Origin of the sequence: Streptomyces sp. NPDC085866 (genome assembly GCF_044541035.1) — a bacterium.
Classification (GTDB): domain Bacteria; phylum Actinomycetota; class Actinomycetes; order Streptomycetales; family Streptomycetaceae; genus Streptomyces.
Map to the genome: position 1 here is coordinate 574,873 of NZ_JBITSQ010000006.1, position 23,482 is coordinate 598,354.

Genomic DNA, 23,482 nt, shown 5'->3' on the forward strand with positions numbered 1-23,482 from the left:
ACGTGGTGCCCGTAGTTCCACCGGTAGTGCCGGACGCGCACTCCGGCCGGGTGATCGTGTTGGTGTCCAGCGTCACGGCACCGTTACGGGCCAGCGCCCGCCCCTCGATGGTCGCGCTCGTGGTGGCAGTGATCGAGGTCATGGCCAGGATGTTGCCCACGAACGCGGTGCTGGTGCCGAGGGTGGCCGAACTGCCGACCTGCCAGAACACATTGCACGGCGAGGCGCCGTTGATGAGGGACACGCTGCTGCCGGACTGCGTCGTCAGACCCGAACCGATCTGGAACACCCAGACGGCGTTGGGGTCCCCCTTGGCATCCAGGGTGAGGGTGCCGGTGAGCCCGAGAGTGGAGGAGGAGGTGTAGACGCCCGGAGGCAGCGTAATGCCACCGGCGTCCGGGGGAAGTGCCCCGTTGGATGCCTGTCCGGCGGCATCGTCGTACGCCGCGATCAGGTCGGTCTGGGCATCCTGAGCCTCGGTGTCCGCAGAGTGCTGGGCTCCGTTCACCACGGCGGGCGGCCCGTATCCGCTGATGGACGTTCCCGGAGACACTCCGACATCTCCGGTGATCACCGAGGGGCCGGTGTTGGTGGTTGCCGAACCGGCCAGAACCGCGAAGCTGTCCGCCCTACCCAGATCCACAAACGTGGCGAGGGCACTCGCCTGTGTCGACGTCACGGCGACTACGACAGCGGAGATCACCACGGCAAGTACCGCCGCGGTCCATACCGAAAAAGTGCGCCGTAGAGGCGCCACAGGGATATTGAGCGTCATCGAAGGGCCAACTCCTGTGAGGGGATGGAGACGTATTTGGCGGTTCTCAGTCACGCAGAATCGCCTGCTTCTGTCGCTGGCATATTACTCAGGAGCAATCGCCGGATTACGATCCATGCGAGTGACTTCACCGAACCTGACGAGCTGATCGCAAATGCTCAGAAAACTATTAATGGGCTGAATGGTCGTTTCTGCTTAGTTGAGGCGGGCGACACGGTGACGTCACTTGCCTGGTCGGCGCAGGCGGCGACGAAATTCATACATCCGTAGCCCCTGGGCCGATACCGCCCCCATTCGACACCCAGCATCTCACCGGCGTGTTGAGTGAATAAGCAGCTCCACGGTTCTCTCCGGAGCAGTAGTCGTATCAATGGCGGAGCGGAAGGTGTACCGCCAGAAGGTCATGAAAGCTTTGCGTGAGGCCAGGGAAGGCAACCGGCTTCTGCGCGTCACCGGAGCGACACCTTCGCGCTGTCCCGGGATAGGCGAAGAGGATTTGACCACAGCCTGCACTTAACTTTCGGGCGGCGCATGGAGGCGCCGAGGAGGAAGAGCACGACCGACGCGATATTCAGGCCGTATCCGATCGGAAGATGCGGAAGTGTCTCGACTTTGGGTGGATGCACTCTCACGTGCAACCGCCCGGAAGAGCGACCCCGGCGCGTACCGGGGCTCCCGGTCCGGCAGCTGCGCTGCCACATTCCGTGGAACCAAGGACCACAAGATCGGAGTGCTCGAGGCGATCTACGTGGACACCACCACCGAACAACCGGCCATGGCGACCGTCCGGACCGGCCTGCCCACCCGCCAGCACCTGGTCGTCGTCCCCCTCGACGAGGCAGTCCTCGGGACGGGCTACGCCAAGGTCTCCTCCGCTGACTCCGGCGGCGGACGACCAGGGGCGCGTGATCCGTTCAACCCGTCGCTCCGCATCGGTCCGTCGGGCCTCGACGAGGAGTACCCTGGTGATTACCGAGAGCATTTCGTACACCGGCTTCCACGCCGGGTCGTTCTCGGCGATTCACGACAACCGGGCCGGCCGTGACCGGCCCGGGGTTGGGTCCGCATCATGACCGCGACCATTCTGTTGACGCCCGCGGTCGAAGACCGGACCCCTTCTTCGTTGCCGCCCCGACTCGTGCTGGCACCCGGCGACACCGCTCCGGCGCTGATCGACGGTGCCTGGTGGCCCCGCTCCCGCGACCTGGCGGCGGAGCTTCCGGCGCTCATCGAGGTCCTCGATCCCCTGTGGGGGCGGATCACCCGGGTAACGGTGAACCCCACGTTCTGGCCGGTCATCCCGCGAAAGGTGCCCGTCCACGGGCACGTGGTGCACGTCGGCTGGTTCGAGGCCGAGCAAGACCCGCACAAGCTGCTGCTGCTCTCCTACACCGTCGGCCGCTGGGACCTGCTCGTGGTCCCACCGGAGACAGAGCCGGTCACCGCCGCCCGGCTGATGACCATGGCCGCCGACCCGTCGCGGAGCCTCACGGCGACCGGCCTGATCCAAGAGGCCGAACGCTTCCGGACCGCGGCAGAGGCGGAGGCCGACTCGGACTCGTACCGGGAGGCGTTCTGGGACTACGAAGGCGGACATGACGCCCGCCACCCGGACTCACGTACGCCTGACAGAGCGGTCATCGGTCACGTGCCGACCCCGGCGGAAGGAGTGTGAGAGGCATGGACACCTTCGCGACGGTGAGCGTGCTCCTCGCGATGATCGCCCTGGGCGTGATCGTGATTCAGCTGTTCACTGCGAGCCACGACGATCGTCTGGCGACGTTGCCCTCCGGCCGTCCCCGGAGGTGGCGGCTATGGCCGTGGCACCGTACGGAGAAGTGAACCCGCCTGCACCATCGGCTCAGCCTGCGACAACGGCTCAGTGGAAGGGGCCTCGGCCCTGACCGCGACTGTGCCGCGCAGAGACGTCGAAGTCCCAGATTCCGATGCGCGTTGCCTGCGGTAGCGGACTCCGCCCGATCGCCCGGCGCATCCCCCGAGGGAACCAGTTGGCCCTACGCCTGGAACACAGGCCGCTGGACCGGCCGTTCGCCTCTCCGCACGAGAGCACGACCGTGTACGGAGCGCAGGAAGAGCCGGGAATCCGGCCCGTACGGCGCTGCCCGGCCGGTCTCCTGAACCGAGGCGCCATGGCCATCCCACAGCTGACCCTCTACCGGCACGACAGACACAGCCGGGCGTTGATCACCCTGGCCGGTGAGATCGACCTGACAACAGAGCACCTCGTGCACGACGGGCTGGGGCGATGCCTGCGGGACGGCATCCGCACCATCGACGTCGACCTGACGACCGTCACCTTCTGCGATGTGACCGGCCTCAACGCCTTCCTGCATGCGGCGCGGGCCATCGTCGTGGCCGGCGGATCCCTGCGGTTGCACCACCCACCACAGGTACTGGCTCGAATCATCGCCCTCACCGGCAGTGGCACGCTGCTCCTCGGCCTCCCGAGCGACCTCCCCGCGAGCCGGGCGGCCCTGCGGCATGTGTCTGATCCGGGGCCCCCGCACCAGATCGCTTCTGCCGCGCCGGCCTACCCGAGCGTGTGTGGTGAGAGAGCGATGCGAGACAGGGCAACCGCAGAAACCCAGTGGCCATGAGCAGTCCGCCATGGACGCGGTCCGTCTGCGCCGACTCAACCGCTGGCAGCGCAATGCCCAGTGCCTGAGAGGCAGCAGCCGGGGCCACACTCCTCCGGTCCTGCCGCCTGACGGCCCGGTCAAGCAGCTCACGGCCCAGAGACGGCCAGCACTGCAACAAGGCCCCTACCCGCGACAAAATCGCAGGTGGGGGCCTTGATCGTTCCGACTTACTTCTTCTTGCCCTGGTTCTTGACCGCCTCGATCGCCGCCGCGGCCGCCTCGGGGTCGAGGTACCTGCCGCCCGGGGTCACCGGCTTGAAGTCGGCGTCCAGCTCGTAGAAGAGGGGGATTCCCGTCGGGATGTTCAGGCCCGCGATGTCCGCGTCCGAGATGCCGTCCAGGTGCTTGACCAGGGCGCGGAGGCTGTTGCCGTGGGCCGCGACCAGGACGGTGTGGCCGTCGAGCAGGTCGGGGACGATGCCGTCGTACCAGTACGGGAGCATGCGGACGACGACGTCCTTCAGGCACTCCGTCTTCGGGCGCAGCTCCGGCGGGATGGAGGCGTAGCGCGCGTCGTTCGCCTGGGAGAACTCGGAGTCGTCCGAGAGCGCGGGCGGCGGGGTGTCGTACGAGCGGCGCCAGAGCATGAACTGCTCCTCGCCGAACTCGGCGAGCGTCTGCGCCTTGTCCTTGCCCTGCAGGGCGCCGTAGTGGCGCTCGTTCAGGCGCCAGGAGCGGTGGACCGGGATCCAGTGGCGGTCCGCGGACTCCAGCGCCAGCTGCGCGGTGCGGATCGCGCGCTTCTGGAGGGACGTGTGGACCACGTCGGGGAGCAGGCCGGCGTCCTTGAGCAGCTCACCGCCGCGGACCGCCTCCTTCTCGCCCTTCTCGTTGAGGTTGACGTCCACCCAGCCGGTGAACAGGTTCTTCGCGTTCCACTCGCTCTCGCCATGGCGGAGGAGGATCAGCTTGTACGGTGCGTCGGCCATGCCTCAGAGCGTAATCCACGCATTCGACCCGCCAGGGCCCGCGCCCAGCAGCCGGACAGTTGACGGCATCTGTTAATTGAGTGGCCGGGATCCAGCCACCCCTTGTAAGTTGCGCGATTGGTTGCAGCCACTTACAACACCGTGCATCGTGGGGGTTCCGTCATGTCAGTCGCCCGTCTGAGACGAGCCGCCCGGGAGACCGTCTCCGGGCTCCCCCGTGAGTTCTGGTGGCTGTGGACGAGCACCCTCGTCAACCGGCTGGGCGCCTTCGTCGCCACCTTCATGGCGCTCTACCTGACCCTCGACCGCGGGTACTCGGCCTCGTACGCCGGTCTCGTGGCCTCGTTGCACGGGCTCGGCGGGGTCGTCTCCTCGCTGGGCGGCGGGGTGATGGCCGACCGGCTCGGCCGACGGCCCACGCTGCTGATCGCACAGACCGCCACCGCCGGGTCCGTCGCGCTGCTCGGGTTCATGCGGGACCCCGTCGCCATCGCCGCCGTCGCCTTCCTCGTCGGCATGGCCTCCAACGCCTCCCGGCCCGCGGTGCAGGCGATGATGGCCGACATCGTGCGGCCCGAGGACCGGGTACGGGCCTTCTCGCTCAACTACTGGGCGATCAACCTCGGCTTCGCCGTCTCCTCCATGGGCGCGGGGTTCATCGCCGAGTTCAGCTATCTCGCCGGGTTCCTGATCGAGGCCGGGATGACGCTGGCGTGCGCGCTCGTCGTGTTCCTGAAGGTGCCCGAGTCCCGGCCCACCGCCACGGCCAGGCAGGCCGACGCCGACGTCAGCCTCATGACCGTGCTGCGCGACGGGCGGTACATGGCCGTCGTCGGGCTGTCCTTCCTCGTCGCCCTCGTCTTCCAGCAGGGCTCGGTCGGTCTGCCGGTGGCCATGGGGCGGGCCGGATTCTCGCCCGCCGACTACGGCCTGGCCATCGCCGTCAACGGCATCCTGATCGTCGCCCTGCAGATCCCGGTCACACGCTTCATCGAGTACCGGAATCCGCGCACACTGCTGGTCGTCTCCTCGGTCCTCGCCGGGTACGGCTTCGGGCTCACCGCCTTCGCCGGGTCGGTCGGGGTCTTCGCACTCACCGTGTGCGTGTGGACGCTCGCCGAGATCGTCAACGCGCCGACCCAGACCGGGCTCGTGGTCCGGCTGTCGCCCGTGCACGGACGCGGCCGCTACCAGGGCATGTACACGCTCTCGTGGTCCGTCGCCGCCCTGATCGCGCCGCTCATGTCCGGCGCCGTCATCGACCGGTTCGGCGCGGAGTGGCTGTGGGCCATGTGCGCGGCCGTCGGGACGGTGGCGGGGGTGGGGTACGGCGTGCTCATGCGACGGCTTCCCGCGGAGGGGGACGCGGCGACACCCGGGCGACAGCAGCGGCCGCAGGCGTCGGAGCAGGCGGCCTGACCCCGGCGATCGAGTGACGCAGGCCACATTCAGTTCTGTCACATCTCACCGAGTCGTTCCGTCAAGCAGGTGTAGCCAACAGCAACGACACAGGAGTCCACGATGGAAGCTCGCCTGAACCTCTTCGCCAACCCGGTCGCCGGCAAGTTCATGCGGTACATCAACTCAGCGGGCAAGGCGATCTCGGACTCGACCCTGCCGGCCGCGACCCAGGAGCTGGTGAAGATCCGCGCCAGCCAGATCAACGGCTGCGGCTTCTGCACCGACATGCACACCAAGGACGCCGCGCACGCCGGGGAGACCGCGCAGCGCCTCCACCTGGTCGCGGCCTGGCGGGAGGCCAAGGTCTTCACCGACGCCGAGCGCGCCGCACTGGAGCTGGTCGAGCAGGGCACCCGGATCGCCGACGCGGCCGGCGGCGTCACGGACGAGGCCTGGGCCGACGCCGCCAAGCACTACGACGAGGACCAGCTGGCCGCCCTGGTCTCCCTCATCGCCCTGATCAACGCCTACAACCGCCTGAACGTCGTCGTCCAGCAGCCCGCGGGCGACTACGAGCCCGGCATGTTCGGCTGAACGACCAGCGCCTCACGAACATCCACGCCCCCTTCGGCAACCCTGTCGGAGGGGGCGCGCGTAGGCCGCCCTCACGCCCCCGCCGGCACCGAGCATTTTAATTCCAGTACTCAGGGAATGTAATTGCCCGAGTATTCACATTTCCTTCAAGCATATATTGACCGACACTCAAAAACTCCCCTTTCGGGCGACGCGCGTCCCCCGAATGCCTCACAACCCCGCCTCCAGTGACCGTCGTTAGGTGGTCATGACGCGATTCAACTGGTACGCAGGCGAAGATCATCCGATGACCGTGCTCCACTGGGACGGCGACGCGGGCCTCAAGTCGTGCTCGGACCTGCTCGATGATTTCCTGAACAATATCAACAGAATGGAAACCGAATATCTGCGGGCGATGGCGGATCTGTACGGAGCTTCCTGAGGCGGGGGCCGGAGGATTATCGATGGACAGGATTCATGACGAAGCCGGTCTCTACGACGACGCCGGTCTCTACGACGGCGCCTGGAGCGTCCCGGAACCGGACATCGCACCGAACGACTGGGACCCGGTCGAAGAGCTGGCCCAGATGCTGTCCACGACGGTCGGTGTGCCCCCCGCTCCCACCACCCCGCTGAGCATCCCGTCCCCGCGCAGGAGCAGCCGTCGACGCCCCCGCCACGAATCCCATTTCCTCGACGGCGGTCGGCGCGTCACCCACATCTCGTTCCTGATCGCGACGGTCTCGCTGTGCGCGGTGGCCATGCTGGCCTGGTCCGTCTGCTATTCCTACGGCCAACTGCGCGGGATCGCCTCGTCGGTGCTGCCGACGGGACTGGCGCAATGCTGGCCGCTGACGGTGTACGGGCCGTGGTTCGTGGCAGCTCTTTCGGTGATTCGGGCCACCGCTCAACGGCGGAGTGCGCGGCGGTCCTGGTGCGTCGTGGTGGCCGCCTCCGCGATGGCCGTGGCGCTGTGTGTCAGTCACTCGTCACATGCGCTGCTGTCGTTAGTCATCTTCGGAATTCCGCCGCTCACCGCTCTGGTGTGCTTCTGGGAACTCGTCGGCCAGATCTCGTCCAGGAGCCGGCCCCGGCACGCCACACCCCCCGACCGGCCGACGTCCAAGTCGTGAAGGGGTGCGCGGCCGTCGCCCTCACGGGTGCATCCGCGCCCCCTTCAGCACCTTGTCCACCCCGTTCCGGGGGCCGTACACCGCCAGGCCGACCAGGTCCAGATCCGCCGTCCGCACGGCCCGTACCGCCGCGCGGTTGTCGCGGTCGTTGCCCGTCGTGAAGAGGTCGGCCGTGAACACCGCGCACGGCAGAGCGCGCGAGAGGGCCCGGGCGTGCGCCGCCTGCAGGGTCTCCTTAGTGCCCTCGAAGACCAGCACCGGCTGGCGGAACATCGGCAGGTACGACGCGCCGTCCGCGTCCTCGTACCGGTCCCCGATCACCTCGGGGACCCGGCTGCCCAGGCCGCTGACCAGGAACGCGGTGACGTTCAGGCGCTGCCAGGGCTCCAGGTCCGCGCGGAGCAGCACGGCGATCCTGGTGTCGAAGCGGATCGGCTCGGCGGGGGCGTCGGGATGCTGTTCGGTGTTCATGGGGTGAGACTGCCGACCGTCGTACGGCACCGTCTTGTACGTTTTTTGCGTGGCCGCCCCAGCCCAGCCCGAGGTCTCCGCCTGGCGCCCCCGCATCCCGGGTGTCGTGGAGGTCTTCCACGCCCACTTCACCGAGTACGCCTATCCGATGCACGTCCACGACGCGTGGACGCTGCTCATCGTGGACGACGGGGCGGTGCGGTACGACCTCGACCGGCACGAGCACGGGACCCCGCACGACAGCGTGTCGCTGCTGCCGCCGCACGTTCCGCACAACGGTTCCCCGGCCACCCCGCACGGCTTCCGCAAGCGGGTTCTCTATCTGGACGGCAGCCACCTCGGGGACGAGCTGATCGGTGCGGCCGTCGACGGGCCCGATCTCCGGGATCCCGTGCTGCGGCTGCGGGTCGGGCAGTTGCACGGTGCGCTCGGGCGGCCCGGTGACGAGCTGGAGGCGGAGAGCAGGCTGGCGCTCGTCGGCGAGCGGTTGCGGGACCACCTGCGGCGGCGGGAGAGCGGCGCCGACCGTCCCGACCCCGCCCTCGCCCGTTCGCTGCGGGAGCTGCTCGACGAGCACGTCGTCGAGGGGCTCGCCCTCACCGGGGCCGCACGGGTGCTGCACGCCCATCCCGCCCACCTCGTACGGGCGTTCAGCACCGCTTACGGCATCCCCCCGCACCAGTACCTGATCTCCCGCCGCGTCGGCCGCGCCCGCCGACTGCTGCTGGACGGGCTGGCGCCGGGCGAGGTGGCGGTGGCGACCGGATTCTGCGATCAGGCCCATCTCACCCGGCACTTCAAGAAGCTGGTGGGGGTCACCCCGGGGCGTTACCGGCTCAGTTCGCGCTGAGCCTCGTACAGGTTGCGCGGGCGCACCGCGTCCGTGGTGCCGTACAGCTCCAGGCGGGAGTGCAGGTCGCCGGTGAAGTCGGGGACGTCGATCTGGTCGAACTCCGTGACGGTGTCGAGGCCGACCGTCGCCGAGTACGGTGCCAGGCCGTCGATCTTCATCAGGCCCGCGCGGCCGTTGGTGACCCGGATGTTCCAGTGAGTGAAGCGGGCGCCGAAGAGCGGGCCGGCGCTGGCGTCCCCGCCGTGACGGCCGTTGTTGTTCACCGTGATGTCGGTGCGCACGTCGGCGAAGGGCAGGCCGCGGTGCGAGTCGAAGGTGCCCATCTGCATGTCGCCGCGCGACCAGACGTTGTGGGAGGACAGGCCCTCGACGTTGATGCCGTGGAGCTGGGTGCCGGCGGGCGCGGGCACGGTCCGCTGTTCGATGGTGAAGTCCTCGATCAGGTTGTCGTGGGAGCCCTCGCGGCAGAAGTACGGGTGGTGGGAGCCGCGGCCCGCGACCCGGGTACGGCGCAGGGTGCAGGCCGAGGCCGCGACCAGGCCGAAGCCGTTGTCCACGTGCCGGACCGTGACGTCGTCCACGAAGCAGTCGTAGGCGCACTGGAGGACGACCCCGTTGTAGCCCTTGTCGAGGAGGTGCGGGGACTGCGGGGTCTCGATCGCCTCCAGGGTCAGGCCCGCCACACCCGAGCCGGTCAACTCCTGGACGTGCGTGGTCAGTCGGGGGTCCCACTCCGGGCGCAGGTCGAGCGGGAGCGGGCGTTCGAGGGTGATGCGGCGGCCGTGGACGCGGGTGATGCGGACGGGCCATTCGTAGGGGACGTAGGAGGTCAGCTTGGTCTTGTCGTCCCAGGTGTAGGCGGCGGGGCCCGGGCCGCCGCCCGACATGTGCTGCAGGAGGGTGTGGGCCGGGTCGTCGGCCAGACGGAGCAGGACCAGCTGCCCCGGCGCCAGGCGGTCCGTGTCGGCCACGGTCACCGTCCACGAGCCCCGGAGGGACGGTTCGACCGTCGTGAGGGTCGTCCACTCGTCCCGCTTGTTGCCGGTCCAGCCCTCGAAGGGCCAGGCCCGGGCCCGGATCGCGGCCACCAGGGAGTTCCAACGGGCCCTCGGGGCCAGCCAGATCAGGCCTCCCGCCCAGGACCAGGACGACTTGTCGCCGCCGTAGCGGGAGCCGTAGACGCCGATCAGTTCGGTGAGGTTCTTCGTGGCGTACAGGGTGGTGCGGCCGCTGCCGGCGCCGCGCAGGACCACGTTCGGGTCGGCGACGCGGATCACGTCGTCGATGCGGAAGGTGCCGGGCGGGATGGTGACCGTGCCCCCGCCGGCCCTTCCGGCTGCGGCGAGGGCACGGTTGATCGCGGGGGCGCAGTCCGTGGTGCCGTCGGGTACGGCCCCGTAGTCGGTGACGTCGGCGAAGGTGCGGGGGCGGGGGAAGCGGCGCGATCCGGCGCGCCGGCCCGCCCGGCCGACGTACGGGATCTGCGGGTGGGTGAAGGGGGTGCGGGTGAACTCCCGCCAGAGGGCGGGGACCTCCGCCGGTGCGGCGGTCGCCGTGCCGGTTGCCGCGCCCAGGGCGACGGCGGTGGCGCCGGCGAGGAGTGTCCGTCTGCTGACGTGCCCGTGGTTCATGTCCGGCCGCCCCTTCGTATTCATGGATATGAACGACGTTCAGGAATGCGTTGGCGGTGAGCATGCCACGGAGCCCCGGTGCGGGGAAGGGGGCGCAACGGGCGAGCTTCTACCGAGAGCAGGTGAACTGCTACCGAGGGACGGTCAGTCGGCCGGGCGCTCGATCAGATGCTTGAACGCGTCCAGGTTCCGCGTCGACTCGCCGCGGGACACCCGCCACGCGTACTCCCGGCGGATCGCGGAGGCGAAGCCCAGCTCCAGCAGGGTGTTGAAGGCGCCGTCCGCCGCCTCCAGGACCTGGCCGAGGAGGCGGTCGATCTCCTCGGCGGTGACGGCGGTCAGGGGCAGGCGGGCGGTGACGTAGACGTCGCCGAGCCGGTCGACGGCGTAACTCACGCCGTACAGCTTGAGGTTGCGCTCCAGCAGCCAGCGGTGGACGCCCGCCTCGTTCTCGTCGGGGTGGCGGACCACGAAGGCGTTGAGGGAGAGGGTGTGGCGGCCCACCAGGAGGGAGACCGTGGTGGAGAGCTTGCGGGTGCCGGGGAGCTTGACGACGTAGGTGCCGGGCTCCGGGCTCTCCCACTCCAGTTCGGCGTCCTTCAGGACCTCCTCGATGACCTGCGCCGCCTTCTCCACATCACCCATGCTGGGAGCGTACGCGACGGCGGTGGGACTGGGTCGCGGCCATGTAGGCGTCGGCGGTGGCGGCCGCGGCGGTGTCCCAGCCGAAGGACTGCGCGTGCCGGGCGGCGGCCGCACCCATCTCGGCGGGCAGGGACGGCTCGTCGGCGAAACGGCGCAGCACGTGCGCGTACTCGGCCGGATGATGACCCGTGACCAGGAAGCCGGTGACGCCGTCGCGCACGGCCACCGGAAGGCCGCCGACCGCGGCCGCGAGCACCGGGGTGCCGGCGGCCTGCGCCTCTATCGCGACCAGGCCGAAGGACTCGCTGTAGGACGGCATGACGAGGACGGAGGCGGCACGGAACCAGTCCGCGAGCTGTTCCTGGCCGACCGGCGGGCGGAACCGTACGACGTCGGCGATGCCGAGCCGCGCGGCGAGCTTCTGCAGCCCCTCGGGCTTGGCCAGACCACTGCCGCTGGGGCCGCCCACGACGGGTACGAGGAGCCGGGAGCGCAGCTCCGGGCGCTCCTCCAGCAGAACGGCGACCGCCCGGAGCAGCACGTCGGGGGCCTTCAGGGGCTGTATGCGGCCCGCGAAGAGCGGGATCAGCGCGTCCTGGGGCAGGCCGAGGCGGGCGCGGGCGGCGGCTCTGCCGTCTGCGGGGCGGAAGCGGTCGAGGTTGACGCCGGGGTGCACGACGGCGACCTTCGCCGGGTCGGCGGCGTAGTGCCGCACCAGCTCGTCGGCCTCCTCGGCGGTGTTGGCGATGAGCCGGTCGGCGGCGGAGACGATCTGGGTTTCGCCGATGACCCGGGCGGCGGGCTCGGGGGTGTCGCCGTCGGCCAGGTTGGCGTTCTTGACCTTGGCCATGGTGTGCATGGCATGCACCAGGGGGACGCCCCAGCGCTGGGCGGCGAGCCAGCCGACATGGCCGGAGAGCCAGTAGTGGGAGTGGACGAGGTCGTAGTAGCCGGGGCGGTGGCCGGCCCAGGCCTGCATCACGCCGTGCGTGAAGGCGCACAGCTGGGCGGGCAGGTCCTCCTTGGCCAGGCCCTCGTAGGGGCCGGCGTCGACGTGCCGGACGAGGACGCCGGGCGCGAGCTGGACCGTGGGCTCGAGGCCGCCGGCCGTGGCCCGGGTGAAGATCTCGACCTCGACGTTGATCGCGGCGAGGCGCTGGGCCAGCTCCACGATGTAGACGTTCATGCCGCCGGCGTCACCGGTGCCGGGCTGGTGGAGCGGTGAGGTGTGCACGGAGAGCATGGCGACGCGGCGGGGCCTGCGGTGGAGCCTGAGCCGCGAGGGGGCCGCCGGGGAGCGACGCCCGAGCCTGCTGACGTACTGGCTCACGTGGCGTTTCCTCCTTGCTGCGGGCATGCCTGCCGGAGGACCGACCTCGCCCTCCACGGGGGTGCAACAGCGGCGGGGGCAGCTCGAATTCCCTTGCGGCAGCCTTTACCGAATCATTACCGCTACCCGCTCAACCGTTCGACAGGTGCCGCACGCCCCGAGGAAGACACGCGATGGCCACCCCGCCGCCGTCCAGCTCCGCCGTCCGCGGCGCTCCGCCGGCCCCGCCCCGGGCAGGCGCGGGCCGGCCACCTGCGCTTCGGCGCGGTGACCGAGGAGGCGGCCCGCCACCGCAGGCCGCCGGGGGGCTTCGGGCCCGTGGATCCGGGACTCCGCCCCGCCGACCTGGACCGCGACCCCCTCGGGCGGGAGTTCGGCGAGGGCCCGACGCCGGCCGACCCGACCGTGCCGCAGTACTGGCGCCCCACCTACCGGCGCCGGCATCCGGCCCCCTGGGGTCCGCCTACCCTCGTAGGTATGACAGCCCGCGCGACGCCCCTCCCCCACTCTCGGCTTCGCTCGACCGGGGGGACCCCCATCGTGGGAACGGTGACGCGCGGGACGACCAACCCCAACCGGTTGCGGCGCATGGACCGCTGGATAGCGGCCACGCACGGCGCCGAGCTGCGGCGTGCCGCGGACCCGGTGGCGGTCGACCTCGGGTACGGGGCGGCGCCGTGGACCGCGGTCGAGCTGCTCGGCCGGCTACGGACCGCCGCACCCCGGGCGCGTGTGGTCGGCGTCGAGATCGAGCCGGAGCGGGTCGCGGCGGCGAAGCCGTACGAGCGGGAGGGCCTGGTCTTCCGGCACGGCGGCTTCGAGGTCCCGGTGCCCGGACGGCCGGTGCTCGTGCGGGCCGCCAACGTGCTGCGCCAGTACGACGAGGACCAGGTCGCCACCGTGTGGGAGCGGCTGTGCGCACGGCTCGCGCCGGCGGGCGGGGGCTCGCGGGGCGGACTGCTGGTCGAGGGGACCTGCGACGAGATCGGGCGCCGGCACGTGTGGGTGGCGCTCGGCCCCGAGGGGCCCCGGACGGTGACCTTCGCGGCCCGGCTCGGCTCCCTGGAGCGCCCCTCGGACCTCGCCGAGCGGCTGCCGAAGGCCCTGATCCACCGCAATGTGCCGGGTGAGCCCGTGCACGCCTTCCTGCGCGACTTCGACCGCGCCTGGGCCGCCGCTGCCCCCTACGCCTCCTACGGCGCCCGCCAGCGCTGGATCCGTACGGTCCGGGACCTACGTACCGATTGGCCCATAACGGACTCACCGGCGCGCTGGCGCCAGGGGGAAGTGACGGTGGCCTGGAGGGCATTGGCGCCGCGAGGGTACTGAGCACCCTCGGGAACGATCTCCTCGCGTCGTTCGTCACATCGGCGCGCCGATCGTCGTGATCGGCGTGGACAGGGGGAAGTGCACCGGATGGGCGGGGCGAAAATCCGACTTCCCCTGACCTCTGTCGTTTTGCGCGTCGCCGTGGCACGATCCCTCGGGCGACCGTAAGTTACTGACGGTAAATCAGCTTGGGGGAACATATGGGTACGGGCAAGCGCGGTCTGCTCACGGCCGCCGTGACGGTGGTCTGCGCGGTGACCGTACTGGCGGTACCCGGCACGGCGTTCGCCGCCCCGACCCCCACACCGAGCACGAGCACGTCTCCGAGCGCGTCCCCGACTCCCCCGCCGAACAAGGACCTTGAGAAGGTCCGCGAGAAGCTCGACACGCTCTACCACGACGCCGCCGTCGCCACCGACGCCTACAACGCGGCCGAGGAGCGGACGAAGGAGCAGTCCGCCCGCATCGTCGAACTGGCGAAGAAGATCGTCGAGGGACAGCAGAAGCTGGAACGGCTCAAGAACCAGGCCGGCGCGTCGGCCCGGGCCCAGTACCGCACCGGCGGACTGCCGCCCACCGCCCAGTTCCTGCTCAGCGACGACCCGCAGGAGTTCATCGACGGGGCCGGCACGGTGCTGAACGGCCAGCGGGCGACCGACAAACTGATCGCGGAAATGACCCGCACCCAGAAGGACTTGCAGGGCTACGCCGACGACGCCTCCGCCCAGTGGCAGAAGCTGGAGGCCAACCGCAAGGCCAAGGCGGCCGCCAAGAAGAAGATCAAGCAGCAGATCTCGGAGGCGGAGCAGCTCGAGTCCCGGCTGGAGAAGAAGGAGAAGGAACGACTCGCCGAGCTGGAGCAGCAGGCCGCCTACCAGGCCCAGACCAAGTGGCTGGACACCGGCGTCCTCGACGAGATCAACGGCAAGGCCTCCGCGCAGGGCAAGAAGGCCGTCGAGTTCGCCACCGCCCAATTGGGCAAGCCGTACGTGTGGGGCGCCGAGGGCCCCAAGTCCTACGACTGCTCGGGCCTGACCTCCCAGGCCTGGCTGAACGCCGGCCGCCCCATCCCGCGCACCTCGCAGGAGCAGTGGAAACAGCTCAAGCACGTGGACGTCAAGGACATGCGCCCCGGCGACCTGATCATCTACTTCGACGACGCCAGCCATGTCGCGATGTACGTCGGCGACGGCGCGATCATCCACGCCCCGCGGCCCGGACGTACGGTGACGGTCGCGGGCGCCGGTTCGATGCCGATCCTGGGAGTCGTACGGCCGGACGCGTGAGCCAGGTCATGTGACGGCCCCCACGCACCCCCGCAGCTCTCCCGTGTGACCCACCGCACGCCCAACCCCCGCACAAACCCGGGCGATACGTGAGCTTCGTCATCCCAGCTCGCCGGCCGTCCTGTCCAACTGCGATACGGATCGCGGCATATGACAACGGACTGCGCCCGAGCGACGGGGCTCACACCATTCCATCGGGGCGGGCAGTACCGCTATGGTCACCCGACGGTGGGTCGAGGTCCCTCGCCCCGCCTGCCCTCGGGGGGAGGGAAGGAACCAAGACGATGCCCGTACCCGTACCGCGGCAGAGAGCGATCCCGGCCGCGGAGAGTGGTCAGGCGCAGGCCGCCCATGGCGGTCCCCTCAAGGAAGAGGCTCCGCGTAGCGCCACGGCCGGCGGCGCCACCGGCGCCCCTCTCACACTGCTGCTGATCGAGGACGATCCGGCAGGCTCGCCGATCGTGCCCGAACTGCTGGACGCCTCCGGCAAGCCGATCCGCGTCCGCACCGCCCGCAACCTCACCGAGGCCGGGCGGCTGCTCACCGACGACGTCCACTGCATCCTGCTGGACCTCGCGCTTCCGGCGCCCGGCCGGGCCGACGACGAGGACGCCGACGAGCTGGCCGTGCTCAAGCACGTGCTGGAGCTGGCGCCCCGGCACGCCGTGCTCGCGCTGACCGCCTCCGGCGACGCCGAGCGCGCCGCCGAGGCCGTGCGCGTCGGCGCCCAGGACTACCTGTTCCGGGACGAACTGGACGGCCGCCTGCTCAGCCGCGCCATCCGTTACGCGGTGGAGCGGAAACGATCCGACACCGCCGAGCGCCGCCTGGCGGAGGGACGGCTGCGCGCCCAGGAGAACCGTCGGCTCGAGCGCGGGCTGCTGCCGACGCCGCTGCTGGACGGCTCCTCGCTGCGGTTCGCCGCCCGCTACCGCCCAGGCCGCTCCCGGGCCCTGCTCGGCGGCGACTTCTACGACGCCGTCCGCACCCCGGACGGCACCGTGCACGCCATGATCGGCGACGTCTGCGGCCACGGCCCGGACGAGGCCGCGCTCGGCGTGGAGCTGCGCATCGCCTGGCGGGCGCTGACCCTGGCCGGGCTGTCCGGCGACGTCCTGCTGGGCACGCTCCAGCAGGTGCTGGAGCACGAGCGCGCGGACGAGGAGATCTTCGCGACGGTGTGCACGGTAGACATCGCGCCGGACGGACGCTCGGCGGGCCTGTGCCTGGCCGGACACCCGGCCCCGCTGCTCGCCCGCCCCGGCCGCACCGCGAAGCTGCTGCCGTACGACAAGAACGGCCCCGCCCTCGGCCTTCTCCCCGGCGCCCGCTGGCCTCGGATGCAGGTGGAGCTGGGTGCCGAGTGGAGTCTGATGCTCTACACCGACGGTCTGATCGAGGGCCGGGTGGGCGTGGGCGGAGAACGCCTGGGCCAGGACGGGATGGTGGAGATGATCCGCCGCCAGCTCTCCGAGGGCTTGCGGGGCGAGGGTCTGCTGCGGGCCGCGGTGAGTGAGGTCCGCGACCTCAACGGCGGAGAGCTGACGGACGACGTGGCAGTGGTCCTGCTGGACCGCATGCCGTAAGCCCCCCGCCGGGGGGGGCTCAGCGGCCGCCGTTGTACGGCCCGTACGGGCCGTCGCTGCTGCTTCCGCCGCGGCGGCGGCCCGGGCCGCCGCCGCCGGAGACCTGCTTGACCGCGGGGCGTACGTCGACGATGTAGACGATGCTGGCCACCAAGCCGGCGATCGGCAGAATGCCGAGAATCGAGAACAGGTAGCTGACCACGAGCGCGATGCCGAGGATGATCAGCCAGAAGACCTTGTTCTGCTTGTCGGCCGCGCGGAATGCGTCCTCGCGCCGGAATGCGGCATCGACGAGACCGAACGCGGCGAGGGCCATCAGGATGATCTTCAAGATCCCCATGAACCCCGCGAAGCCCAACATCAGCATGCCGTCCACCGCCCGCCGTCTCCCGACCCGTACCTCGCCACCGTACCCATAGAACGGGCCGGACACCCCCATGGGGCCCGGCCCGTCCACGCCTCGTCGGTCACGCTCACTTCGTCGGCGGGGTCGTCTTCTTCGCGGTGGTGGCCTTGCGGGGAGCCGGGGCCTTGCGGGCCGCGGGCTTCTTCGCCGCAGCGGGCTCGGTCTTGGCCTCGGCCGGCTTCGGCTCCTCCTCGGCCGCGGCCGGCTCGGGCTTGCCCTCGACGACGATGGCCAGCTCCTCGATCTCCTCGGCGGCCTCGCCACGCCAGCTCTTCACGGCCTGCTCGCCGTGCTCGGCGACCCGCTCGTAGGTCTCGCGGGCCTTGACCGCGTACTCGGCGGCGACGCCGACACCGCGCAGGGCGAGGTCCTGGGCGCTCTCGCCGAACTTCTTGAGGTCGACGTCGAGGGTGCCGATGAAGTCGTTGACCTTGGTCTGCAGGGTCGCCTGCGCCTCCTTGGCCCGGGCGGCGGCCTTCTCCTGCACGGCCTTCGGGTCGGTGTTGCGCACGGCGTCGATCCGGGCCGGGGCCTCGGCACGCAGCTGCTCGACCAGGCCGGGCACCTTCTTGGCCTGCTGGAGAGCGAGGTCGGCGGTGCCGGCGGCGAAGTAGAGCGGGGTCGGGTCGCTGAGGGTCTTGCGCAGGTCGTCGGTGATGGCCATGGTGATGGTCCTCCCGGATTCGCGTTCGGCTGAGGGTTGGTGTGGTCCGCGGTGTGGCGCCCGGAGGCTGACTTGTCGGGGTCCGGCTCTATCCGGCCGTCCGCCGCGGACCGGCATCACTGCCGCCGGCCGTGCGGGTGCCGCGTACGGCGGTGTCGCTCGGGTCATCGGTGTCGCTGGGCGCTTCCTCCGCTGCCCCTTCACCGAGGTCCTCCACCGTTTCGCCGACCCCGAATCCGTTCTCCTTGCGGAAGGACTCGTAGATCTGGAGCAGCACCTGCTTCTGCCGCTCGTTGAGCGAGGGATCGGCGAGGATGACGGCGCGGGTCTCCACGTCGTCCCGATCCCGTTCGGCGTCGAGGATGCCGGCGCGGACGTACAGCGTCTCGGCGGAGATGCGCAGCGCCTTGGCGACCTGCTGGAGCACCTCCGCGCTGGGCTTGCGCAGCCCGCGCTCGATCTGGCTCAGGTACGGATTGGACACTCCGGCGGCGTCGGCGAGCTGCCGCAGCGAGAGCTGGGCGTTGCGCCGCTGCTCGCGCAGGTACTCACCGAGATTGCCGACGTTGAGCGATGCCATGCCCCCACCTTGCACCAGTCGCGCTAACTATTGCAAGCACCTGCTTGCAATAGTGCGCCACGCCACGCCCGGACTTCACCCGGTCGCCGCAAGAGCGCCACATCTCGCCCCGTGAAGTGATCTGGATCACAGCTTGTCACAGCGATCCGGTCCGCGGTGTCTTGAGGCCGAACTCCCGAAACGAAGGAGGACCTCATGAACCTCGCACCGTGGATCGCCGCCGCACTGCTCGCCGTCGTCGCCCTGGCCGGCGTCGCACCGGTGACGGTGCCGGTGACCGCCGTCTGCCGGGTCCTGCTGATGGTCGGCGCGATGATCACCCTTCTCCGCCACCACGACCTCAGGTGGCGCTGAACCTGATCTGTCTCGCCCTCGCCGCATTCATCGCATGGGGCCGCTTCGGCCCCGGGTCCTTCGCCGCCTGACCCACGAGCCCGCGTACCGAACCCCCGTACCGAACCCCCGTACCGAACCACCGAAGCGAAGGAAGAGGCCATGCCCGAGAACACCGAGGTGCTCGTGATCGGCGGCGGTTACGCCGGAGTCATGGCGGCCAACCGCCTGACGCAGCGCGCAGACGTGACCGTGACCCTGGTCAACCCACGCCCGTCGTTCGTCGAGCGGATCCGCCTGCACCAAGTGGTGGGCGGGTCCCACGACGCGCTCGTCGACTACCGGGAGATCCTGGCCGAGGGCGTCCGGCTGGTGGTCGACACTGTGGAACGGATTGACGCTTCCGCTCGCAGCGTGACGTTGGCGACCGGCGGCACGGTCGGTTACGACTACCTGATCTACGCGGTGGGCAGTGGCAGCGCCGACCCCGGCGTGCCCGGAGCGGCCGAATTCGCCTACCCGATTGCCGGCCTGGAGGAGGCGCAGAGGCTGCGGTCGGTCCTCGACGCCGCGCCCGCGACGGCCGCGGTGACGGTTGTCGGAGCCGGTCCGACCGGCATCGAGACCTCCGCCGAGCTGGCGGAGCAGGGCCGCACCGTGACCCTGGTCTGCGGCGGGGTGCTCGGCCCCTACCTGCACCCGCGGGGACGACGCTCGGTCGCCAAGCGGCTGGCCAAGCTCGGTGTGACCGTGATCGAGGGCCCGCACGCGAAGGTGACGGCGGTGACGCGCGATGCTGTGCAGCTCAGTGACGGCCGTGAGCTCCCGAGCAAGGTGACCATCTGGACCGCCGGATTCGGCGTGCCGGACCTGGCCGCCCGCAGCGGCCTGAGCACCGACGCCCTGGGGCGCCTGCTCACGGACGAGACATTGACCAGCGTGGACGACGTGCACATCGTCGCGGCCGGGGATTCGGCGGCGCCGTCGGACCTGCCGTTCCGGATGAGCTGCCAGGCCGCCACGAGGATCGGCGCACATGCCGCCGACACGGTGCTCAGCCGGATCGCTGGTGAGCAGCCTGTGTCCATCAATCTGGGGTTCTTCGGCCAGTGCATCAGCCTGGGCCGAAGCGCCGGCGTCTTCCAGTTCGCCTCCAAGGACGACACCGCGATCAAGCTCCATCTTGGTGGCCGACCTGGCGCGAACCTCAAGGAGCTCGTTTGCCGATTCACCGTCAAGCATCTGGCGGGCGAGGCACGCAAGCCCGGCTCACTCACCTGGGTCAAGGATGAAAAGCGCCGGCAGCTGCTGCGGGCCAGGCGCGGCGAGGCTCCGGCCGTCGCCGAGCAGAAGGCCTAGCCAGACATTGCTCGGCCGGTCCGGATCGACTGCCGAGGCAACGGCCTTGTCGTCGTGCACGCTTGGAGGCCGCCGGCGACCAGGTCCGGCCGCGAAGGAGGGGGATCAAGACATGAGCGACCACGCCACGGACCCGGCGACCGAGGCTTTCGCCGCCCACCGCAACCTGCTCTTCACCGTCGCCTACGAGATGCTCGGATCGGCGGCCGACGCGGAGGACGTCCTCCAGGAGACCTGGCTGCGCTGGGTCGAGGTCGACCTGGAGCAGGTGCGCGACCAGCGCGCCTACCTGGTCCGGATCACGACCCGGCAGTCGCTCAACCGGCTGCGCACCATGTCCCGCCGCAAGGAGGCGTACGTCGGCCCCTGGCTGCCCGAGCCGCTGCTCACCGCGCCGGACGTGGCCCAGGACGTCGAGCTGGCCGAGAGCGTGTCGATGGCGCTGATGCTCGTCCTCGAGACGCTGTCGCCGACGGAACGCGCCGTGTTCGTGCTGCGCGAGGTCTTCGACGTCGGCTACGACGAGATCGCGGCCGCCGTCGACAAGAGCCCCGCGGCCGTCCGCCAGATCGCGCACCGCGCCCGCCGGCACGTCGACGCCCGCCGCCCGCGCGAGGTCGTCTCCGCGAGCCGGACCCGGGCCGCTCTGGAGTCGTTCCGGCACGCACTCGACACCGGGGACCTGCAGGGCTTCCTCGACGTGCTCGCCCCCGAGGTCGTCCTGGTGAGCGACGGCGGCGGCATCAAGCAGGCCGCGGTGCGGCCGATCGTCGGCGCGGACAAGGTGGCCCGCCTCATCGTCGGCGGCACCGGCAGGGCCACGGCCACGATCACCAGCGAGCTCACGGTGGTCAACGGCAGCCCGGCACTCGTCCTCCGCCTGGACGGCGAGATCGACGGTGTCATGGCGATCCGCATGGAGGAGGCCCGTATCACCGGCCTCTACTACGTGCGCAATCCGCAGAAGCTGACCCGGGTCGAGTCCGAGACCCCGCTGACCCTGCGCTGACCGAGACGCCGTCGCCGCGCGAGGGGACGGACTTCCGCACGACGAGGGCGGCGGTCAGGCACACGGCTCCGGCGACCGCCGTTCCGGAGGCGGGGCCGAGAGCCGCCATCACCCCGTTGGCGGCCGCCAGGGTGAGGGTCTCCAGGCTCATCCGCGCCGTGCTGAACAGCGCGGCACCGGCCCCTCCGCGCCGGGCGGGCACGTACCTGAGTGCCTGCCCGTCCGGGACGCCCTCGGTCAACCCGAGGCACAGACCGACCACCGCGGCCGCGACGAGGAGGGCCGCGGGACGGTCGGTGACCTGGAGGACGAGCGCGATGACCGTGCAGGCGAACAGCGCGGTGGTCACCAGCGGCCGGGCCAGTCGGCGCGCGAGCCGTGCGGCGAGCAGCGGAAGGACCGTCGACGGCACGGTCAGCAGGCTGAGCATCACCGCTGCCTCGCCCCGGCCCATGCGCTGGGCGGAGCCGAGCTGAGGGAGCACGGTCAGTCCCACCACGAGCATCCCCATGAAGGCGCCCGTCGCCACGGCGTACGCGCGATAGGCGGGGATCCGCAGCAGGTCCACGGGTATCGCGGGATCGCAAGCGCGCCGTTCCACGCGGACGAGTGCGGTGGCGCAGGCCGCCGCGACGAGGACGAGCGCGGCCGGGCCCCACCACGGGACGCCGGACCCGAAGCCCAGCCCCAGCGCGGTCACCGCGGCGGCGACGGTCACCCCGAACAGGACGGCACCGGCCCGGTCGAAGCTCTCGGAAGGCTCGGGGTCGCGCAGGCCCGGCAGTCCGAGCGTGGCCAGGGCCGCTGCGGCGGCGACAGCGCCCGGCACGACGAAGACGAGTCGCCAGCCTCCGACGGCCATGAGGGCCTGGGCGACGACCGGCCCCAACGCCAGACTGCTGCCCAGCACGGCGCCCGCGTAGCCGTAGACCCTCCGCCGCTCCTCGGGCGGGTACACGGCCAGGACCATCGAGGATCCGCCGGCGGCACACATCGCCGCCCCGACACCGCCGAGCGCGCGCAGTGCCACCAGGGACGGCAGGTCGGGGGCGAGGGCGGAGAGGAGCCCGGTGGCCGCGACGAGGAGGTTGCCGACGGCGAAGAAGCGGGTGCGGGCGCTGCGATCCGCCGTCGCTCCCGCCAGCAACAGGGCCGCGGCGAAGAGCCCGTTGTAGGCGAGGACGAGCCACGGACCCAGGGCTGCCCCACCCGGCAGTTGGGCCGTCACATCGGGGACAGCGGCTGTCGCGCCGGTGATGGCGAGGGGGAACACGGCCGTGGAGACGAGGTCGGCCACGAGGACACGCCGACGCTGACGAACAGACAAGGGGAACATGGATGCGCTCCGGAACAGGGAGATCCGAGCGCCACGAAGGCGCTCCTGGCCAAGGGCTCAGGAGCGACGGCGAGAACTGGGGTTGTGCGCCGTCGCTCTCAGCGACGGCGCACCCTGTCTGATTCCGGCACGGGCCCACGCTAACAGCGGAGTTGGAGCACGGGACACCCATTTGCCCGGCACACGAACGGGGCGGCGCACTCCGACGGGATGTCGGTTGTACGCCGCCCTCGGACGGGACGCGTCGCGGGAGGTGGCCCGCGTTGTCATGGCGGTTACTTCGGGTCGGCGTTGAACTTCGACGTCGACCAGAAGTAGCCGAGCACGGCGAGGCCCAGGCACCAGGCGACGGCGAGCCATCCGTTGTTGCCGATCTCGGTGCCGAGCAGCAGGCCCCGCAGGGTCTCGATGGCCGGTGTGAACGGCTGGTACTCGGCGATCGGCTGGAACCAGCCCGGCATCGAGTGGAGGGGGACGAAGGCGCTGGACAGGAGCGGCAGCAGGATCAGGGGCATGGCGTTGTTGCTGGCGGCCTCGGCGTTCGGGCTGACCAGGCCCATGCCGACCGCGATCCAGGTGAGCGCCGTGGCGAACAGCACGAGCAGTCCGAACGCCGCGAGCCACTCCAGGGCGGTGGCATCGGTGGAGCGGAAGCCGATGGCCACGGCGACGGCGCCGACGAGGACCACGCTCATGATCGACTGCAGCACGCTGCCGATGACGTGTCCGACGAGCACCGAACCACGGTGGATCGCCATGGTGCGGAAGCGGGCGATGATGCCCTCGGTCATGTCGGTGGAGACGGAGACCGCGGTCCCGATCGTGGCGCTGCCGATGGTCATCAGCAGGAGGCCGGGGACGATGTAGGCGATGTACTTGGCGCGGTCCGGACCGCCGCTGCCGATGCCCGCACTCATGGTGTCGCCGAAGATGTAGACGAAGAGCAGCAACAGCATGATCGGGGTGAGCAGCAGGTTCAGGGTGAGCGACGGGTAGCGCCGGGCGTGCAGGAGGTTGCGGCGCAGCATGGTGGAGGAGTCGCGCAGGGCGAGGGAGATCCGGGCCGGGCGGGCGGGAGCCAGGGGAGAGCTCATCGGGGGGACTCCTTGGACTGGTCGGGGATGCCGGCGCCGCCGCCGGTGAGGGCGAAGAAGACGTCGTCGAGGTCGGGGGTGTGCACGGTCAGTTCGTCG

At 70.5% G+C, this 23,482-nt stretch carries 26 protein-coding genes and 1 pseudogene; 15 read left to right on the forward strand and 12 right to left on the reverse strand.

What is annotated here, in order from left to right; all coding sequences use genetic code 11:
• Positions 1-829 (reverse strand): ice-binding family protein (locus tag ACIF83_RS18350; RefSeq protein ID WP_399727911.1); only part of this gene is annotated, 829 nt, incomplete at its 3' end.
• 676 nt (positions 830-1,505) lie between these two features.
• On the opposite strand from ACIF83_RS18350, the gene ACIF83_RS18355 reads away from it, so the two are divergent.
• The 4 genes from ACIF83_RS18355 to ACIF83_RS18370 all read left to right on the forward strand — a co-directional run bounded on the left by ACIF83_RS18355 (position 1,506) and on the right by ACIF83_RS18370 (position 3,393).
• Positions 1,506-1,820, forward strand: coding sequence for a PRC-barrel domain containing protein (locus ACIF83_RS18355; RefSeq protein ID WP_399727914.1), 315 nt, complete (start codon positions 1,506-1,508; stop codon positions 1,818-1,820).
• Between the two features lie 24 nt (positions 1,821-1,844).
• Positions 1,845-2,450: a DUF5994 family protein gene (locus ACIF83_RS18360; protein ID WP_399727917.1), complete on the forward strand. Its 606-nt coding sequence runs from the start codon at positions 1,845-1,847 to the stop codon at positions 2,448-2,450.
• A gap of 5 nt (positions 2,451-2,455) precedes the next feature.
• Positions 2,456-2,617 (forward strand): hypothetical protein, encoded by a 162-nt coding sequence (locus ACIF83_RS18365; RefSeq protein WP_393472613.1) that lies wholly within the window; start codon positions 2,456-2,458, stop codon positions 2,615-2,617.
• A 308-nt stretch (positions 2,618-2,925) separates the two neighbouring features.
• A complete protein-coding gene (locus ACIF83_RS18370) occupies positions 2,926-3,393 on the forward strand; it encodes an STAS domain-containing protein (RefSeq protein WP_399727921.1) in 468 nt (155 codons plus the stop codon).
• 209 nt (positions 3,394-3,602) lie between these two features.
• Here ACIF83_RS18370 and ACIF83_RS18375 read toward each other — a convergent pair whose 3' ends face one another.
• Positions 3,603-4,364: a phosphoglyceromutase gene (locus ACIF83_RS18375; protein ID WP_145875934.1), complete on the reverse strand. Its 762-nt coding sequence runs from the start codon at positions 4,362-4,364 to the stop codon at positions 3,603-3,605.
• 162 nt (positions 4,365-4,526) lie between these two features.
• On the opposite strand from ACIF83_RS18375, the gene ACIF83_RS18380 reads away from it, so the two are divergent.
• The 4 genes from ACIF83_RS18380 (at position 4,527) to ACIF83_RS18395 (ending at position 7,471) form a co-directional block, all read left to right on the forward strand.
• Complete coding sequence (locus ACIF83_RS18380; protein ID WP_393472619.1) at positions 4,527-5,783, forward strand: MDR family MFS transporter; 1,257 nt, start codon at positions 4,527-4,529, stop codon at positions 5,781-5,783.
• A gap of 102 nt (positions 5,784-5,885) precedes the next feature.
• A complete protein-coding gene (locus ACIF83_RS18385) occupies positions 5,886-6,359 on the forward strand; it encodes a carboxymuconolactone decarboxylase family protein (RefSeq protein WP_145875930.1) in 474 nt (157 codons plus the stop codon).
• Positions 6,360-6,606: 247 nt separating this feature from the next.
• The gene (locus tag ACIF83_RS18390; protein WP_399727926.1) at positions 6,607-6,780 is read left to right on the forward strand and encodes a hypothetical protein; all 174 of its coding nucleotides are present in this window, start codon (positions 6,607-6,609) and stop codon (positions 6,778-6,780) included.
• Between the two features lie 22 nt (positions 6,781-6,802).
• Positions 6,803-7,471, forward strand: coding sequence for a DUF2637 domain-containing protein (locus ACIF83_RS18395; protein WP_399727929.1), 669 nt, complete (start codon positions 6,803-6,805; stop codon positions 7,469-7,471).
• Positions 7,472-7,492: 21 nt separating this feature from the next.
• On the opposite strand, the gene ACIF83_RS18400 is transcribed toward ACIF83_RS18395, so the two are convergent.
• Positions 7,493-7,942, reverse strand: a complete 450-nt coding sequence (locus tag ACIF83_RS18400; RefSeq protein ID WP_393472628.1) for a DUF2000 family protein — start codon at positions 7,940-7,942, stop codon at positions 7,493-7,495.
• Between the two features lie 49 nt (positions 7,943-7,991).
• Here ACIF83_RS18400 and ACIF83_RS18405 point away from each other — a divergent pair, with 49 nt between their 5' ends.
• Positions 7,992-8,792, forward strand: coding sequence for an AraC family transcriptional regulator (locus tag ACIF83_RS18405; RefSeq protein ID WP_398139082.1), 801 nt, complete (start codon positions 7,992-7,994; stop codon positions 8,790-8,792).
• On the opposite strand, the gene ACIF83_RS18410 is transcribed toward ACIF83_RS18405, so the two are convergent.
• The 3 genes from ACIF83_RS18410 to mshA all read right to left on the reverse strand — a co-directional run bounded on the left by ACIF83_RS18410 (position 8,771) and on the right by mshA (position 12,401).
• The gene (locus tag ACIF83_RS18410) at positions 8,771-10,426 is read right to left on the reverse strand and encodes a glycosyl hydrolase family 28-related protein (protein ID WP_399727933.1); all 1,656 of its coding nucleotides are present in this window, start codon (positions 10,424-10,426) and stop codon (positions 8,771-8,773) included. The two genes, ACIF83_RS18405 and ACIF83_RS18410, sit on opposite strands and share 22 nt — an antisense overlap.
• Before the next feature lie 144 nt (positions 10,427-10,570).
• Positions 10,571-11,071: a YbjN domain-containing protein gene (locus ACIF83_RS18415; RefSeq protein ID WP_398139080.1), complete on the reverse strand. Its 501-nt coding sequence runs from the start codon at positions 11,069-11,071 to the stop codon at positions 10,571-10,573.
• Entirely contained in the window at positions 11,064-12,401 is a 1,338-nt protein-coding gene (mshA, locus tag ACIF83_RS18420) for a D-inositol-3-phosphate glycosyltransferase (protein WP_393472639.1), read from the reverse strand. Before mshA ends, ACIF83_RS18415 begins: the two co-directional genes overlap by 8 nt.
• 540 nt (positions 12,402-12,941) lie before the next feature.
• On the opposite strand from mshA, the gene ACIF83_RS18425 reads away from it, so the two are divergent.
• From ACIF83_RS18425 to ACIF83_RS18435, 3 genes are all read left to right on the forward strand, one after another.
• Positions 12,942-13,730: a class I SAM-dependent methyltransferase gene (locus tag ACIF83_RS18425; RefSeq protein ID WP_399727937.1), complete on the forward strand. Its 789-nt coding sequence runs from the start codon at positions 12,942-12,944 to the stop codon at positions 13,728-13,730.
• Positions 13,731-13,930: 200 nt separating this feature from the next.
• Complete coding sequence (locus tag ACIF83_RS18430; RefSeq protein ID WP_399727940.1) at positions 13,931-15,016, forward strand: NlpC/P60 family protein; 1,086 nt, start codon at positions 13,931-13,933, stop codon at positions 15,014-15,016.
• Between the two features lie 284 nt (positions 15,017-15,300).
• Positions 15,301-16,602, forward strand: a complete 1,302-nt coding sequence (locus tag ACIF83_RS18435; protein ID WP_393472648.1) for a PP2C family protein-serine/threonine phosphatase — start codon at positions 15,301-15,303, stop codon at positions 16,600-16,602.
• A 19-nt stretch (positions 16,603-16,621) separates the two neighbouring features.
• Here ACIF83_RS18435 and ACIF83_RS18440 read toward each other — a convergent pair whose 3' ends face one another.
• The 3 genes from ACIF83_RS18440 to ACIF83_RS18450 form a co-directional block, all read right to left on the reverse strand.
• Positions 16,622-16,969: a DUF2516 family protein gene (locus ACIF83_RS18440; RefSeq protein ID WP_398139273.1), complete on the reverse strand. Its 348-nt coding sequence runs from the start codon at positions 16,967-16,969 to the stop codon at positions 16,622-16,624.
• Positions 16,970-17,075: 106 nt separating this feature from the next.
• Positions 17,076-17,672, reverse strand: a complete 597-nt coding sequence (locus ACIF83_RS18445; RefSeq protein ID WP_393472650.1) for a hypothetical protein — start codon at positions 17,670-17,672, stop codon at positions 17,076-17,078.
• Positions 17,673-17,760: 88 nt separating this feature from the next.
• Positions 17,761-18,252, reverse strand: coding sequence for a helix-turn-helix domain-containing protein (locus tag ACIF83_RS18450; RefSeq protein ID WP_393472652.1), 492 nt, complete (start codon positions 18,250-18,252; stop codon positions 17,761-17,763).
• A 195-nt stretch (positions 18,253-18,447) separates the two neighbouring features.
• On the opposite strand from ACIF83_RS18450, the gene ACIF83_RS18455 reads away from it, so the two are divergent.
• From ACIF83_RS18455 to ACIF83_RS18465, 3 genes are all read left to right on the forward strand, one after another.
• Entirely contained in the window at positions 18,448-18,606 is a 159-nt protein-coding gene (locus ACIF83_RS18455) for a hypothetical protein (RefSeq protein ID WP_399727945.1), read from the forward strand.
• A 141-nt stretch (positions 18,607-18,747) separates the two neighbouring features.
• Positions 18,748-19,944, forward strand: a complete 1,197-nt coding sequence (locus ACIF83_RS18460; RefSeq protein WP_399727948.1) for an NAD(P)/FAD-dependent oxidoreductase — start codon at positions 18,748-18,750, stop codon at positions 19,942-19,944.
• Positions 19,945-20,056: 112 nt separating this feature from the next.
• Entirely contained in the window at positions 20,057-20,953 is an 897-nt protein-coding gene (locus ACIF83_RS18465) for an RNA polymerase sigma-70 factor (protein ID WP_393472659.1), read from the forward strand.
• Here the strand turns inward: ACIF83_RS18465 and ACIF83_RS18470 are convergent.
• The 3 genes and pseudogenes from ACIF83_RS18470 to ACIF83_RS18480 all read right to left on the reverse strand — a co-directional run.
• The gene (locus ACIF83_RS18470; protein WP_399727952.1) at positions 20,877-22,250 is read right to left on the reverse strand and encodes an MFS transporter; all 1,374 of its coding nucleotides are present in this window, start codon (positions 22,248-22,250) and stop codon (positions 20,877-20,879) included. The two genes, ACIF83_RS18465 and ACIF83_RS18470, sit on opposite strands and share 77 nt — an antisense overlap.
• Positions 22,251-22,564: 314 nt before the next feature.
• A complete protein-coding gene (locus ACIF83_RS18475) occupies positions 22,565-23,383 on the reverse strand; it encodes an ABC transporter permease (RefSeq protein WP_393472665.1) in 819 nt (272 codons plus the stop codon).
• Positions 23,380-23,482 (reverse strand): annotated as a pseudogene (locus ACIF83_RS18480) (ABC transporter); the annotation flags it as partial. The pseudogene ACIF83_RS18480 and the gene ACIF83_RS18475, both read right to left, overlap by 4 nt.

Coding starts and splice junctions, on each gene's coding strand:
- ACIF83_RS18450 (WP_393472652.1), bottom strand. CDS start 18,252: ATGGCATCGCTCAACGTCGGCAATCTCGGTGAGTACCTGCGCGAGCAG.
- ACIF83_RS18475 (WP_393472665.1), bottom strand. CDS start 23,383: ATGAGCTCTCCCCTGGCTCCCGCCCGCCCGGCCCGGATCTCCCTCGCC.
- ACIF83_RS18380 (WP_393472619.1), top strand. CDS start 4,527: ATGTCAGTCGCCCGTCTGAGACGAGCCGCCCGGGAGACCGTCTCCGGG.
- ACIF83_RS18385 (WP_145875930.1), top strand. CDS start 5,886: ATGGAAGCTCGCCTGAACCTCTTCGCCAACCCGGTCGCCGGCAAGTTC.
- ACIF83_RS18365 (WP_393472613.1), top strand. CDS start 2,456: ATGGACACCTTCGCGACGGTGAGCGTGCTCCTCGCGATGATCGCCCTG.
- ACIF83_RS18460 (WP_399727948.1), top strand. CDS start 18,748: ATGCCCGAGAACACCGAGGTGCTCGTGATCGGCGGCGGTTACGCCGGA.
- ACIF83_RS18415 (WP_398139080.1), bottom strand. CDS start 11,071: ATGGGTGATGTGGAGAAGGCGGCGCAGGTCATCGAGGAGGTCCTGAAG.
- ACIF83_RS18410 (WP_399727933.1), bottom strand. CDS start 10,426: ATGAACCACGGGCACGTCAGCAGACGGACACTCCTCGCCGGCGCCACC.
- ACIF83_RS18435 (WP_393472648.1), top strand. CDS start 15,301: ATGCCCGTACCCGTACCGCGGCAGAGAGCGATCCCGGCCGCGGAGAGT.
- ACIF83_RS18465 (WP_393472659.1), top strand. CDS start 20,057: ATGAGCGACCACGCCACGGACCCGGCGACCGAGGCTTTCGCCGCCCAC.
- ACIF83_RS18440 (WP_398139273.1), bottom strand. CDS start 16,969: ATGCTGATGTTGGGCTTCGCGGGGTTCATGGGGATCTTGAAGATCATC.
- ACIF83_RS18430 (WP_399727940.1), top strand. CDS start 13,931: ATGGGTACGGGCAAGCGCGGTCTGCTCACGGCCGCCGTGACGGTGGTC.
- ACIF83_RS18360 (WP_399727917.1), top strand. CDS start 1,845: ATGACCGCGACCATTCTGTTGACGCCCGCGGTCGAAGACCGGACCCCT.
- ACIF83_RS18390 (WP_399727926.1), top strand. CDS start 6,607: ATGACGCGATTCAACTGGTACGCAGGCGAAGATCATCCGATGACCGTG.
- ACIF83_RS18370 (WP_399727921.1), top strand. CDS start 2,926: ATGGCCATCCCACAGCTGACCCTCTACCGGCACGACAGACACAGCCGG.
- ACIF83_RS18375 (WP_145875934.1), bottom strand. CDS start 4,364: ATGGCCGACGCACCGTACAAGCTGATCCTCCTCCGCCATGGCGAGAGC.
- ACIF83_RS18395 (WP_399727929.1), top strand. CDS start 6,803: ATGGACAGGATTCATGACGAAGCCGGTCTCTACGACGACGCCGGTCTC.
- ACIF83_RS18445 (WP_393472650.1), bottom strand. CDS start 17,672: ATGGCCATCACCGACGACCTGCGCAAGACCCTCAGCGACCCGACCCCG.
- ACIF83_RS18455 (WP_399727945.1), top strand. CDS start 18,448: ATGAACCTCGCACCGTGGATCGCCGCCGCACTGCTCGCCGTCGTCGCC.
- ACIF83_RS18400 (WP_393472628.1), bottom strand. CDS start 7,942: ATGAACACCGAACAGCATCCCGACGCCCCCGCCGAGCCGATCCGCTTC.